This is a genomic window from Brevundimonas sp. GW821-FHT10E09 (assembly GCF_058809375.1).
In genome coordinates this window covers 1-13,341 of sequence record NZ_JBXASO010000009.1, presented here as the reverse complement: position 1 = coordinate 13,341, position 13,341 = coordinate 1, and the positions used below count along the sequence as shown (strand labels likewise).

General features: G+C 69.5%; 13 protein-coding genes. 9 read left to right on the top strand and 4 right to left on the bottom strand.

The features are described 5' to 3' along the window. Position 1: 1 nt before the first annotated feature. From miaB to AC1RSI_RS09775, 5 genes are read left to right on the top strand one after another with little or no spacing between them, the layout of a single operon-like run. Entirely contained in the window at positions 2-1,387 is a 1,386-nt protein-coding gene (gene miaB, locus AC1RSI_RS09795) for a tRNA (N6-isopentenyl adenosine(37)-C2)-methylthiotransferase MiaB (RefSeq protein ID WP_492322673.1), read from the top strand. Further along, entirely contained in the window at positions 1,387-2,373 is a 987-nt protein-coding gene (locus AC1RSI_RS09790) for a PhoH family protein (protein ID WP_035310351.1), read from the top strand. Before miaB ends, AC1RSI_RS09790 begins: the two co-directional genes overlap by 1 nt. After that, positions 2,370-2,834, top strand: coding sequence for an rRNA maturation RNase YbeY (ybeY, locus tag AC1RSI_RS09785; RefSeq protein ID WP_291754815.1), 465 nt, complete (start codon positions 2,370-2,372; stop codon positions 2,832-2,834). Before AC1RSI_RS09790 ends, ybeY begins: the two co-directional genes overlap by 4 nt. Before the next feature lie 2 nt (positions 2,835-2,836). Beyond that, positions 2,837-4,468, top strand: coding sequence for an apolipoprotein N-acyltransferase (lnt, locus tag AC1RSI_RS09780; protein ID WP_291754819.1), 1,632 nt, complete (start codon positions 2,837-2,839; stop codon positions 4,466-4,468). Between the two features lie 20 nt (positions 4,469-4,488). Beyond that, entirely contained in the window at positions 4,489-4,902 is a 414-nt protein-coding gene (locus AC1RSI_RS09775) for a helix-turn-helix domain-containing protein (RefSeq protein ID WP_291754822.1), read from the top strand. 6 nt (positions 4,903-4,908) lie between these two features. Here the strand turns inward: AC1RSI_RS09775 and greA are convergent, their stop codons facing one another. Further along, positions 4,909-5,388, bottom strand: coding sequence for a transcription elongation factor GreA (greA, locus tag AC1RSI_RS09770; protein ID WP_035310353.1), 480 nt, complete (start codon positions 5,386-5,388; stop codon positions 4,909-4,911). Between the two features lie 63 nt (positions 5,389-5,451). On the opposite strand from greA, the gene AC1RSI_RS09765 reads away from it, so the two are divergent. Both AC1RSI_RS09765 and AC1RSI_RS09760 read left to right on the top strand, forming a co-directional pair. After that, the gene (locus tag AC1RSI_RS09765; RefSeq protein ID WP_291754827.1) at positions 5,452-6,666 is read left to right on the top strand and encodes a TIGR03862 family flavoprotein; all 1,215 of its coding nucleotides are present in this window, start codon (positions 5,452-5,454) and stop codon (positions 6,664-6,666) included. A 39-nt stretch (positions 6,667-6,705) separates the two neighbouring features. Continuing rightward, complete coding sequence (locus AC1RSI_RS09760) at positions 6,706-8,355, top strand: M28 family metallopeptidase (RefSeq protein WP_291754830.1); 1,650 nt, start codon at positions 6,706-6,708, stop codon at positions 8,353-8,355. Here the strand turns inward: AC1RSI_RS09760 and AC1RSI_RS09755 are convergent. Then, positions 8,352-10,700 carry a sensor histidine kinase gene (locus tag AC1RSI_RS09755; RefSeq protein ID WP_291754833.1) on the bottom strand — a complete coding sequence of 783 codons (2,349 nt, stop codon included), beginning with the start codon at positions 10,698-10,700 and terminating at the stop codon, positions 8,352-8,354. The two genes, AC1RSI_RS09760 and AC1RSI_RS09755, sit on opposite strands and share 4 nt — an antisense overlap. 127 nt (positions 10,701-10,827) lie before the next feature. On the opposite strand from AC1RSI_RS09755, the gene AC1RSI_RS09750 reads away from it, so the two are divergent. Further along, complete coding sequence (locus AC1RSI_RS09750; protein ID WP_035310497.1) at positions 10,828-11,238, top strand: metallopeptidase family protein; 411 nt, start codon at positions 10,828-10,830, stop codon at positions 11,236-11,238. Between the two features lie 4 nt (positions 11,239-11,242). Here AC1RSI_RS09750 and AC1RSI_RS09745 read toward each other — a convergent pair whose 3' ends face one another. Beyond that, complete coding sequence (locus AC1RSI_RS09745) at positions 11,243-11,938, bottom strand: MarC family protein (RefSeq protein ID WP_035310495.1); 696 nt, start codon at positions 11,936-11,938, stop codon at positions 11,243-11,245. Between the two features lie 88 nt (positions 11,939-12,026). On the opposite strand from AC1RSI_RS09745, the gene pyrF reads away from it, so the two are divergent. Further along, on the top strand, positions 12,027-12,758 hold the full coding sequence (gene pyrF, locus AC1RSI_RS09740; protein ID WP_447941261.1) for an orotidine-5'-phosphate decarboxylase: 732 nt from the start codon (positions 12,027-12,029) through the stop codon (positions 12,756-12,758). Here the strand turns inward: pyrF and AC1RSI_RS09735 are convergent, their stop codons facing one another. Beyond that, positions 12,759-13,295 (bottom strand): hypothetical protein, encoded by a 537-nt coding sequence (locus AC1RSI_RS09735; RefSeq protein ID WP_492322672.1) that lies wholly within the window; start codon positions 13,293-13,295, stop codon positions 12,759-12,761. Positions 13,296-13,341: the final 46 nt, after the last annotated feature.

Genomic DNA, 13,341 nt, shown 5'->3' with positions numbered 1-13,341 from the left:
GATGCTGGAGGCGCCGTCAAAGCGCCTGTTCATCAAGACCTACGGCTGTCAGATGAACGTCTATGATTCAGAGCGCATGGCCGACGTCCTGCGCCCTCTGGGCTATGCCGTCACCGAGGATGTCCGGGCCGCCGATTTCGTCATCCTGAACACCTGCCACATCCGCGAGAAGGCGGCGGAGAAGATCTATTCCGAGCTGGGCAAGCTGCGCGAACTTCGCGACATCAAGCGCGAGACCGGCGGCGACCTGACCATCGCGGTCGCCGGCTGTGTGGCCCAGGCCGAGGGCGAAGAGATCATGAAGCGCCAGCCCGCGGTCGACATCGTCGTCGGCCCCCAGGCCTATCACCAGCTGCCCGAACTTCTGACCCGCACGGCGCGGGCGCGGGGCGAGCGGATCGGCGCCGACTTCGCCCCGGACGACAAGTTCGACGCCCTGCCGGCCGCGCGTCTGACCGAAGGCCCGACCGCCTTCCTGACGGTGCAGGAGGGCTGCGACAAGTTCTGCACCTTCTGCGTCGTGCCCTATACGCGCGGCGCCGAATGGTCGCGGCCCCTGGCCTCTGTGCTGGAGGAGGCGCGGGCCCTGGCCGGCCGCGGCGTGCGCGAAGTCACCCTGCTGGGTCAGAACGTCAACGCCTATGACGGCGAACGGCCCGATGGCCGCAAGTCCAGCCTGGTCGAACTGGCCTACGCCCTGGCCGAGATCCCCGGCCTTGACCGGATCCGCTATACGACCAGCCATCCCAACGACATGTCGGACGACCTGATCGCGGCCCACGGCGATCTGGACGCCCTGATGCCCTATCTGCACCTGCCGGTTCAGGCGGGCTCCGACCGGATTCTGCGGCTGATGAACCGGAAACACGGGCGTCAGACCTATTTCGACCTGATCGACCGTATCCGCGCCGCGCGACCCGACATCGCCATGGCCGGCGACTTCATCGTCGGCTTCCCCGGCGAGACGGACCGCGAGTTCGAGGACACGCTGGATCTGGTGCGGCGGGTGAACTACGCCTCGGCCTTCGCTTTCATGTATTCGCCCCGCCCCGGCACACCGGCCGCCGGCATGGGCAAACAGGTCGAGCCGGAGGTCGCCAAGGATCGGCTGCACCGTCTGATCGAACTGCTGACCGAACAGCAGATCGCCTTCAACGCCGCGCAGGCGGGCCGGACCCTGAATGTGCTGTTTGATCGCAAGGGCCGTCACGGCAGCCGTCGTCAAGCGGTCGGACGATCCCCATATCTTCAGTCGGTTCACGTCGATGACGCGAATCATCTGATCGGCCGGATCGTTCCGGTCGAAATCATCGCCGGCCAGCACAACAGCCTGACCGGTCGGCTTGTCGCCCCGGAAGCGGCGGCCCCAGCAGAAAAGGCCGCTTGATGGCGCGAGAATCCGAGTTCGTCCCCCTGAACGACGCCGAACTGCGCGCCGTCATCGGGCCGAACAGTCGTCACGTCGCCCTGATCGAGGACGCCTTCAAGGTGCTGGTCGAGGCGCCGGGCGGCGGGGTCTCCGTCAACGGCGGCACCCGCGACCGCTCGGACGCCCGCCAGGTGATCGAGGATCTGGCCAAGCGCGCGGCCCTGGGCGCGGAGGTCACCGAGGCCGATGTGCGCGCGGCCCTGGGCCAGGCGCGGGGCGGCAAGGGCACGCCGGGCATGGCGGCGGCGGGGGTGTCGCTTCCGGGCGGCAAGCGCGGCGCCATCGTGCCCAAGACCAAGGCCCAGGCCGCCTATCTGGACATGCTGGGCCGGTGCGAACTCAGTTTCGGTGTCGGCCCGGCCGGCACCGGCAAGACCTTCCTGGCCGCCGCCTATGGCGCCTCCCTGTTGCGGCGCGGCCAGGTGGATCGGCTGGTCATCACCCGGCCGGCGGTCGAGGCGGGCGAGAAACTGGGCTTCCTGCCCGGCGACCTGAACGAGAAGGTCGATCCCTATCTGGCCCCGATCTGGGAGGCCCTGAACGACATCCTCGGCGCCGAAGACGTGCAGCGCCGCCGCGACAAGGGCGAGATCGAGGCCGCGCCCATCGCCTTCATGCGCGGCCGCACTCTCAGCCACGCCTTCGTCATCGTCGATGAGGCGCAGAACACCTCGCGCCTGCAGATGAAGATGGTCCTGACCCGCCTGGGCGAGGGGGCGCGGATGGTGGTGACGGGCGACCCGTCGCAGATCGACCTGCTGAACCCGCGCGATTCCGGTCTGGCCCACGCCCTGCGCATTCTCGACGGGGTCAAGGGCGTCGGCATCCTGAAGTTCGAGGCCTCGGACGTGGTTCGTCACGCCATGGTCGAGCGGATCGTGCGCGCCTATGACGCCGACGCCGCAAAAGGGCGTCCAGCTCCGGACCTCGAAGACCCCGCATGATCGAGATCGAAGTCGAGGCCGAGGCCTGGACCGGCGCCCTGCCGGAAACCGAGGCGGTGGTGACGAAGGCGGCCGAGGCCGCGCTTGGCGCCGTCGCGGGCGATGTGGTCGTACTTCTGACCGACGACGAGGCGGTGCGGGAACTGAACGCCCGGTTCCGGGACAAGGACCGGCCGACCAATGTCCTGTCCTTCCCCGCACCCGAAAGCGCCGCCCCGCACCTGGGCGACATCGTCCTGGCCTACGGCGTCTGTGCATCCGAAGCCCAGGCCCAGGGCAAGACCCTGTCGGACCATCTGAGCCATCTGGTCGTCCACGGCGTCCTGCATCTTCTGGGGCGTGACCACGAGGACGATGCGGAGGCCGAGGAAATGGAGGCCGAGGAGCGCGAGATCCTGGCCGAACTGGGCGTCGCCGATCCCTATGCCGCCGAATCCGCTGACCTTGGGCAGGACGTTTGATCATGTTTCCCGACGCCGCCCTGGACCGGTTCGCCGCCCGTATCCGCGTCCTGCCCGAGCGGCGGCGCGCCCTGACCTGGCGGTTGATCCGCATCGGCCTGGCCCTGGTGGCCGGGGCGGGAACAGCCCTGGCCCATCCGCCGTTCGGCCTGCTGTTCGGCCTGTTGGGCTATCCGCTGCTGATGATCCTGTCCGAGCGGTCGGACACGACGCGCGGCGCCTTCTGGATGGGTTGGCTGGCGGGCTTCGCCTATTTCTTCATCGGCTGCTGGTGGGTGGCGGAAGCCTTTTTCGTCAATCCGGAGCAGGCCTGGATGGCGCCCTTCGCGGCCAGCCTGCTGCCCGCCGGGATCGGCCTGTTCTGGGGGGCCGCCTGCGCCCTTTATCGCCGGCTCGCCCCCGTCGGGGTGGTCCGGGTCCTGCTGTTCGCCGCCCTGTTCTGCGCCGCCGAATGGCTGCGCGGCCATGTCCTGACCGGTTTTCCCTGGAACCCAGCCGGGGCGACCTGGAGGGCAGGGGGCGGCATGTCGCAATTCGCCTCGATCGTCGGCGTCTATGGACTGAGCCTCGTTACGGTCGCGGCCACCGCCGCCCTGGCCCCTCTGGTCGGCCCTGGCGCGCCGCGCAGCCGTCTGATCTCGGCAGGACTCGGCGTCCTGGCCCTGGTTTCGGTCGGCGTCTTCGGCGCTGTGCGGCTGGCGCAGGCCGATCTGCAGTTCACCGACACCCTGGTCCGCCTGGTCCAGGCCGATGTGAAACAGGAGACGAAATGGTCGCCCGAGGCCTATCGCTCCATCGTGGATCGCTATGTGGCCCTGACCGGCCAGCCCGGCGCCCGGGTTCCGGATGTGGTGGTCTGGCCCGAGGGCGCCCTGCCGGCCTCGGCCAACGAGGTTTTCGCCTCGACAGATGCGACGGCCATCGCCGGCGCCCTGCGGCCGGGTCAGACCCTTTTGATGGGGCTGGCGCGCGGCGAGGCGGATCTGACGGCGCCGGGAGGCGGCCGCTATTACAACAGTCTGTTCGCCCTGGCCGATGAAGGCGGGCCCGGTCTTCGGATAGCCGCCGTCTATGACAAGCACCGGCTGGTTCCGTTCGGCGAATATCTGCCGCTGGGTTCGGTCATGACCGCCATCGGCCTGCGCAGCCTGGTGCATATGCCCAGTGATTTCACCGCCGGGCCGACCCCGGCGCCGATCCAGATTCCAGGCGCGCCGCCCGCTCAGATCCTGATCTGCTATGAAAGCCTCTATCCCGGCTTCACCCCCGGCGCGGCGGGTCGGCCGGACTGGATCGTCAACGCCTCCAACGACGCCTGGTTCGGGGCGACCTCGGGTCCCCGCCAGCATCTGAACCTGGCCAGCTATCGCGCCATAGAAACCGGACTGCCCATCGCCCGAGCGACGCCGACGGGAATTTCGGCCATGATCGACCCCTGGGGCCGGATCGTGGAGGGGCAGCGTCTGGACCCCGGCGTCATGGGGGTGATCGACGCCCTTTTGCCGCGCCCGACCGGCGTCACCCCCTATGGACGACTGGGCGACTGGCCTTTTCTGGCGGCCCTGCTGGCCGCCGCGCTCGCCGGCTTGTGGCCGCTGATTCTAAGAACTAGGGTTCCTCGAATCGGTCAGTGATTTGAGTGGGCGGGGACGGCATGGCGCGTGAGAAGCTCGAGGAGCCGCATCCCGTTGATCGCCACGTCGGCCGCCGCGTTCAGGAAAAACGCCTGGATCTGGGACTGACCCAGACCGCCCTGGCCCGCGCGGTCGGCGTCAGCTTCCAGCAGGTTCAGAAGTACGAGAAGGGCGCCAACCGCGTCTCGGCCTCGAAGCTGTTCGAGATGGCCGAGTTCATGAAGGTGGACATCCCCTTCTTCTTCCAGGGTTTCCACGACGCCCAGCCGGGCGTGGGGGAAGAAGAGGCGCCCGGCTTCGACCACGAGCACAAGCCGACGAAACACAGTGTCGAGATCGCCCGCCTGGCCCCGCGCCTGCCGACCCGGAACCAGAAGCTGATCCTGGACATGATGCGCGAAATGCTGGGCGAGGGCGCCGACAAGCCGGGCTGAGCCCGATCAGCCGACGGCGGTGATCTCCACCGACTGTCCCGCCACCACGGCCTCGTCCCCGATCCGCTTGCCCAGCAGGGCGCGGGCCAGCGGCGAGACATGGCTGACCGAGCCCTTGGCCGGATCCGCCTCGTCCTCGCCGACGATCCGCCAGGTCTGGGTCCGGCCGTCCTCGCGTTCGATGGAGACGGAACCGCCGAAGCGCACTCCGCCGTCGTCTGCGGTGGGCTCCTGCAGTTGGGCGGAGGCGCGGCGGGCGGACCAGTAGCGCAGGTCCCGCGTCGCGCGCGCCATGGCGGTGCGGTCGCTTTCGATCGAGCCCTTCACCTGGGCGGCGGTATAGGCGGCGCGGGCGGCGGCCAGTTCGGCTTCGATCAGGGCCAGGCCCTCGGGCGTGACCAGATTGGGGTGGGGTGAGATCGGCCGGTCCGCCAGGTCGGCGGCGGTGGCTTCCAGATCTTCTTCTCGGGTGAATGCAACGCTCATGGTTCGGAACATAGCGACGCCGGTCCCTATAGCCAGCGTCGCCGCGAGCGGGCAAAGCGGGGGATGACCCAATCCAAACGTCAAGTCCATGTCATCGGTGCCGGACCCGCAGGACTGATGGCGGCTGAACGCCTCGCCCAGGCGGGTCTGAGCGTCGTGGTTCACGAGCGGATGCCGTCTGTCGCGCGCAAATTCTTGATGGCCGGTCGCGGCGGACTGAATCTGACCCATTCGGAGCCGCTGGATCGGTTCCTGACCCGCTATGGCTCGGCCCAGGCGCCGGTCGCGCGCTGGATCGACGCCTTCACGCCCGCCGACCTCACCGCCTGGGTCGAGGGCTTGGGCCAGCCGACCTTCGTCGGGTCCAGCGGGCGGGTGTTTCCCCGCGCAATGAAGACCTCGCCCCTGCTGCGGGCCTGGCTGACGCGGCTGGAGGGTCTGGGCGTCGAGATCCGCACCCGGTCGCGCTGGGTCGGTTGGCGCGACGGGGCTCTGGTGTTCGAGACTCCGGACGGAGAGCGGCTGGAACGGTCGGACGCCGTGGTCCTGGCCCTGGGCGGAGCCAGCTGGCCGCGCCTGGGGTCGGACGGCGCCTGGAAGCCCTGGCTCGAGACCGCCGGGATCGCCGTCTCGCCCTTCCGCCCTGCCAATGTCGGCTTCGACCTCGCCTGGTCCCCGCTGTTCCGCGACCGGTTCGCCGGTCAGCCGCTGAAGGGCGTCGCTGTGACGCATGGGAGCAGGACAGCGCGCGGCGAGGCCATGATCGCCCGCTACGGCCTCGAAGGCGGCGCCGTCTACGCCCTGTCGGCCGCGCTGCGGGCGTCGGTGGAGGCGGACGGTCGGGCTGATGTCCAGATCGATCTGAAGCCTGATGTCGCGGTCGGCAAGCTGACCGACCGGCTGTCGAAACCCCGGGGCAAGGCCAGCCTGTCCAACCATCTGCGCAAGGTTGTGGGGCTGGAGCCGGTCGCCGTCGCCCTGCTGTATGAAGCCGGTCCCCTGCCTGTTTCCCCCCGAGCCCTGGCCGAACGGATCAAGGCCATGCCGCTGACCTTGACCGGCGTACAGGGTTTGGAGCGCGCGATCTCTTCCGCCGGCGGGGTGGCGCTGGACGGGGTGGACGAACGGTTGATGCTGACCGCCCGGCCGGGCGTTTTCGTCGCCGGCGAGATGCTGGACTGGGAGGCCCCGACCGGCGGCTATCTGCTTCAGGCCAGCTTCGCCTCGGGCGTCCAGGCGGCGCGCGGCCTTATGGCCTGGCTCGACAGGCGGGGCTGAGAGGGGGCAGGGTCGAGGGCTCGCCGTTAGGAGTTCCCGATGCGTCACGCCCTGCCCGCCGTTTCCGCCCTCGCCCTGATGATGGCCTGTTCTTCGGCCCAGGCCGGCGATCCCGCCGCGCCCGACATCGACGCCGCCCGGATGAACGAGGCGGTGCGGGTGCTGGCCTCGGATGAATTCCAAGGTCGCGCCCCCGCGTCGCCGGGTGAGGAGAAGACCGTCGCCTGGCTGGTCGAACAATTCCGCGCCGCTGGGGCCGAGGGCGGCGGCCCGGACGGGGCCTTCGTCCAGATCGCCCATCTGTCGCGCACGCGCCAGGACGGCCCTGCGACCATCGCCGCCCAGGTCGGGGGCCGCTCGATCGCACTGGAGCGGGGTCCGGACGTCCTGGTCTCCAGCGACCGTCCCACCGACCATATCGCCGTGACCGACGCCCCCGTCGTCTTCGTCGGCTATGGCGCCACTGCGCCCGAGCGCCAGTGGGATGATTTCAAGGACGTGGACGTGCGGGGCAAGGTCCTCATCGTCCTGGTCAATGATCCGGATTTCGAAGCCCCGGCGGGGGATCCGGTGGCCGGCAAGTTCGACGACAAGGCCATGACCTTCTACGGCCGCTGGACCTATAAATTCCTCGAGGCCGGCCGTCGCGGCGCGGCGGGCGTGCTGGTGGTGCATGAGACGGCCGGCGCCGGCTATGGCTGGTCGGTGCTGCAGAACTCGTCGGCCGCGCCCAAGTTCGACATCGTCCGCGCCGACCCGAACGCAGAGCGCGCCCCCTTCCAGGGCTGGATCCAGCGCGCCAAGGCCGAAGAACTGTTCACCGCCGCCGGCCTGGACTTCGCCGCCCTGAAGGACAGCGCCCGCAGCGCGGACTTCAAACCTGTCGTCCTGCCGGGGATGACGATGAACGTCGATTTCGGACAGATCGCCGACCGGGTGGAAACCAAAAACCTCATCGCCCGCATACCCGGCTCCGAACGACCCAACGAGACCGTCATGTACGGCGCCCACTGGGACGGTTACGGCGTGGGCACGCCCGACGCCTCGGGCGACACGATCTATAATGCGGCCGTGGACAATGCGACCGGGGTGGCGGCCCTGCTGGAACTGGCCCACGCCTTCGCGGACGCGCCGCGTCCGAAACGTTCGGTGGTCTTCGCCGCCTGGTCGGGCGAGGAGGCGGGCTTGCTGGGTTCGACCTATTACGCCGCCAATCCGGTCTGGCCGCTGGAGACGACCGTGGCCAACATCAATGTCGACAGTCTGCTGCCGGGAACGGAGATCGACCCCAATGTCGTCGTCATCGGCAAGGGCAAGAACCAGCTGGACGAGGTTCTGGCCCGCCATGCGACCGCGACCGGCCGCACCCTGATCGCCGATCCCGCGCCCCAGGCCGGCGCCTTCTATCGCTCGGACCACTTCCCCCTGGCCCTGAAGGGCGTGCCGGCCCTGTTCCCGGCCGCCGGTTTCACCGGCGCCAGCGCCGCCAGCCGCGACTATGTCCAGAACCGCTATCACCAGCCGTCGGACGCATGGGATGCGACCTGGCGCATGGACGCCGCCGCTGCGGACGTGGCCCTGATCTACGCCGTCGGCCGCGACCTGGCCCAGTCCGACGTCTGGCCCGAATGGAACCCCGGCGCCGAGTTCGGCCCCGCGCGGGATCAGTCCAAGGCTCTGCGGCCCTAAGAGGCCGCCGTCTGGAAGGAGGGCACGACGAGCTGCAGCTCGGGCGCGGCGGCGCTGGTCGCGGCGCCCAGCGGCAGGTGCAGGATGAAGGCGGCGCCCTTGCCCGGCTCGCTCTCGACCTCGGCCCAGCCGCCGTGCAGCTCGACCAGGGCCTTGACCAGGGCCAGGCCGACGCCGGGGCCGCCGCGCTCGCGCCGCACGAACCGGTCGAAGACATGGGCCTGCAGGTGATAGGGGATGCCGCGTCCCGAATCCGACACGGTCACCCGCATTTCCGACGGGCCCATCTCGGCGGACAGGGTCACGGCGCCGCCTTCGGACACGGCGCGGGCGGCGTTCTCCAGCAGGTGGTTCAGGGCCTGGCCGATACGGTGGTCGTCCGCGCGGATCGGCTTCAGACTAGGCGGGCAGGTCACGGTCAGGGTCGCGCCCCGGCCCTCGACCTTGGCGCGCACCCGTTCGGCGGCCTGCTCCAGCAGATCCTGAACGCGCACGTCGCCCAGCGACAGCTCCATCTCGCCGGCGTCGATCTGGGCCATGTCCAGGACGTCGTCGATGGATCGGGCCAACTGGCTGGCGGCGACGCGGATGGCGCCGGCGTGCTGGCGGCCGCGTTCCGGCAGGTCGCCCATGGTCTCCAGCAGCTCGGAATAGCCGACGATGGTCGTCAGCGGGGTGCGCAGCTCATAGGAGACGCTGCCGACGAACTCGCGTTTCAACGCCTGGCTCTCGGCCAGAGCCTGTTCCCGCTGAACCAGGGCCTGTTCCAGACCGCGCCGGGCGGTGATGTCCGAGAAGGCGACCAGGGTGGCGCCGTCGGGGAGAGGGCGCGTCTGCCAGGCCGCGATCCGGCCGTCGATGGTGCGGCCTTCGCCCGATATGGCGACCCGGCTTTCGGGATCGGGATCGGCGACGCGGGCCTTCAGACCCAGCCACAGGGCAGGATCGGGCAGGACGGCCTTGCACAGTTCGGCCAGGGCGTCGAAGTCGGTCGAGCCGGCGATCTGTTCCGCCGACAGTTTCCAGAAGGTCTCGAACGCCTCGTTGTGCAACCGCAGTCGTCCGTCCGAACCGAACACCGCGACGGCGTCGTTCAGCTTGTCCAGGGTCGCCGTCTGGACCTGGATCTGGGCGTTGAACCGGCTTCTCAGGTTCAGTTCGTCGGTGATGTCCGAGAAGATCAGCAATATGCCGCCCAGCGGATGGGGCTGGCGCACGACCCGCAGGGTGCGGCCGTCCGGAAGCGACCAGCTGTCGTCGGGCGAGGCCTGGGACGCGCCATAGAATTCCAGCTCGCGCGCCTTCCAGCCCGCATAGTCCATGACCTCGGGCAGGCGGCGGCGCTGACGCAGCCGATCCAGCAGTTCGGCGTGGGTCGGGCGTTCGTCCAGCCAGGCGGGGTCGATGTCGAACAGGGTCTGGAAGGCGGTGTTGTGGAAGGCCAGCCGCTTGGACGGGCCGAAGATGGCCACGGCGTCAGCCAGATGGTTCAGCGTCTCGTCATGGGCGTCGACGTGGCGACGCAGGGTGTCGCGCGTCTCCTCCGCCTCGGTCACCTCGATGGCGAAGGCGGTGACGGCGCCGCCGCCGGCCGGTTCGGCGATGATCCGCCAGGCGCGGCGATGGCCGCCGCCGGTGGTCCAGCGGAAGCCCTCCTGGCGCACGCCCAGCCGCCCGGCTTCTGCGACCAGGGCGTCGGCGCCCCGGTCGAACGACAGGCCCTTGTTCCGCGCCGTCTCGACGCTGTCGGCGCCGATCTCGTGCAGCCAGACCCGGTTGGCCCAGGCCAGCTTGCCGGCGCCGTCCACCACCCAGGTCGGGATCGGCGAGGCGTCGCCCAGCAGGGCCAGGCCGCTCTCGGTCGCGTCGGCCCCGGTCAGCATGACGCGCGACGCCGGTGACAGTCTCAGCCAGGCGCCGCCGCCGGCCACCCGTCCCTCGATCCGCCAGGGTTCGACGTCGCCCAGTTCGATCAGACCTTCGAACGCCTTGCCGGCCGTCACCAGACCGTCGATCAGCACCACATAGGAGGTCTTCAGCCGGGTCAGCAGGGCGTGTCCCGCCGTATCGCCGCTGGCCTCGGTCAGGCGATCGATCAGTTCGGGCGGGCCGATGGGGGCGCCGCTGGCTTCGCCTTCGGGGGTCAGGGCCAGGCTGACGTCGTCGAAGGCGCGCAACATGCTGTCGTGGCGGCTGAGATCGGCGACGGCCGCCGCCCGCTCGCCCTCAGCCAGGGCCGTGGCGGCGTTCAGCCTGGCGCGCAGACGCAGAGCCCAGGCGCTGACCGCCAGGGCTAGCCCGGCTGCGCCCGCAGTGGCGACATAGGCGATGTCGGCCTCGGCCATTCTTGTCCCTGGGTCCCGCGACCTGATTCGGCGTTCACCATACCGCAAACCCGGCCAGAAAAAGTCAGTCTTCGTCGCGTCATCGCGCCCCGTTGCATGGCGGGCCCCAGACGGCGATAGCGGAGGCATGACCGACGCGACCGCCGATCTCTTCGCCCCCTCCCTCGACGATTTCGCCCGACTGGCGCGCGAGGCGTTCGACGCCCTGCCGGCCGAGTTCCGGGCGGCGGCGGGCGAGGTGATGTTCCGCATCGACGATTTCGCCGACGAACAGACCCTGGCGGATCTGGAGATCGAGGATCCGTTCGAACTGACCGGCCTGTATCATGGCGTGGACATCGGCCGACGCGACAGCCTGGGACCGGCGGCGGAGCCGTCGCGGGTCTTCCTGTATCGCCGTCCGATCCTGGACGAATGGTGCGAGCGCGGCGACGTCGGCCTGGCCGAACTGATCGCCCACGTCCTGATCCACGAGATCGGCCACCATTTCGGCCTGTCCGACGACGATATCCACGCCATCGAGGAGGACGCCGACTGAAGCCTTATTTGGTGGCCGGGTAGGGGGTCGTCACCGCCCCCGAGATCATGCCGGGGATGGCCTCGCCCAGACCCAGCAGGATGAACTGGATCGCCAGGGCGCACAGGATCAGGCCCAGGACGCGCACGATGATGGCCATGCCCACCTCGCCCAACAGGCGGCTGAGCGATCCGGTCATGGCGAAACAGACGAAGGAGACGGCGCAGGCGGCCGCGATGGCGACCAGCGACCCCATGGTTCCGGCATAACCCAGCTTGGCCGCCTCGCCCGCCTGGATGATGACCGCCGAAATGGCGCCGGGGCCGATCATCAACGGTATGGCGAAGGGCACGACCAGGCGCTGGAACCGGCGACGGGCGTAGCCGCGCACATCCTGGCTGTCGGCGATGGCGTCCTTGTCCGCGAACAGGGCCAGGAAGTCGCCGCGCGCCATGTCCAGGCCGAGGAGCAGCAGCAATATGCCCCCCGCGATCCGGAAGGCCGCCAGCGAAATGCCGAAGAACTGCAGCAGGCCCAGGCCGGTGAACAGGAAGAAGGCCAGGAAGACGGCGGCGAAGGTGCAGATCAGGGCCGAGACCGAAATCCGCTGGCGCAGCGTCGCCCCGGCCGTGGCGGCGGCGAAGATCGGCAGATTGCCGATGGGATCCAGCAGGGCGAACAGGGTCACGAACAGGTTGACACCCAGATCGACCGCGTTCATCGCCTCGCCTCGCTCTTGAAATTCAACACGCCGGCCGCGCCGACGCACCCCTTGCGTCCTCGCATAGCCGCTCAGCGCGAGTCCGTCGATGACCCAGACCCAAACCGTCGCCCCCAATCGTGGTCCCGACGACCGGATCATCTGCGCCCTGGACGTCCCGACCATCGCCGAGGCGGCCGCCCTGGTCGCGCGGGTCCAGGACGCGGTGGGCTTTTACAAGATCGGGCTGCAGCTGTTCGCGGCGGGCGGCATGGACCTGGCGCGTGACCTGAAGACCGAGGGACGCAAGGTCTTTCTGGACTGGAAGCTGCACGACATCGGCGCCACGGTCGAGAAGGCGGCGGCCAATCTGGCGGACGCCGGCTGCGACCTGCTGACCGTTCACGCCCGGCCCCAGGTGATGGCGGCGGCGGCGCGCGGCGTGGCGGGGTCGGGCTTGAAGGTGCTGGGGGTCACGGTCCTGACCAGTCTGACGGCCGAGGATCTGGCCGCCGACGATCACAGCCTGTCGCCGGCCGACCTGGTCGAGCGCCGGGTCCGACAGGCGCTGGAAGCGGGGATCGACGGCGTCGTCTCCAGCCCCCATGAGGCGGCGCGCGTGCGCGAGATCGCGGTCGAGGCCGGCCGTCCGGACTTTTTGATCGTGACCCCAGGTGTCCGGCCCGCAGGCTCGGCCCTGGACGATCAGGCCCGGGCCGCGACGCCCGAAGCGGCGCTCCAGGCCGGCGCCACCCATCTGGTGATCGGCCGCCCGATCACGGCGGCGGCCGATCCCCGGGCCGCCGCCCTGGCGGTCGCCGAAAGCATCGCCCTGATCTGATCAGCCGCGCTCGCCCGGCTCTTGGGCGTAATGCTGGCGCGGCGGGGCTTGCGGCGCGACATAGCCGGGGGGCGGGAGGTCGCCGTAATAGTCCTGGACGGGCGGCGGCGCGTGAACTTCGGGCGGCGCGACATGGATCTGGGCCGGGGCGATTTCGACCGGCGGCGCCAGCACATAGACGGGCGGCTGTTCGATATAGACCGGCGGGCCGGTCACGATCTCGGGCGGCGCGATGTTCACCTGAGAGGGGGCGACATAGATCCGCTGCGGCGCGACATAGACGGGCGGCCCCTGAACCTGGATCGGGGCCTGCACATAGGCGCGCTGCTGCTCGTAATAGCCGCCTTGTTCGTAGCCGCGCTGCTCATAGTGTTCGTACCGCTCCTGATAACGGCCTTCGTACCGGTCTTCGCGATGGGCAGGGCGCGGGGCGGGGCGGCAGTCGCAATCGACCGGGCGTTGCGGCTGATAGGGGCGCCAGCCGATATAGTCGCGCCCGAAGCCATAGGTGATGGGGTGGACGCCCCCCGACGGCATCTATGTGCCAGAGTGAGGTGTTGAACAGCACTCGAAGGAGGCGTCC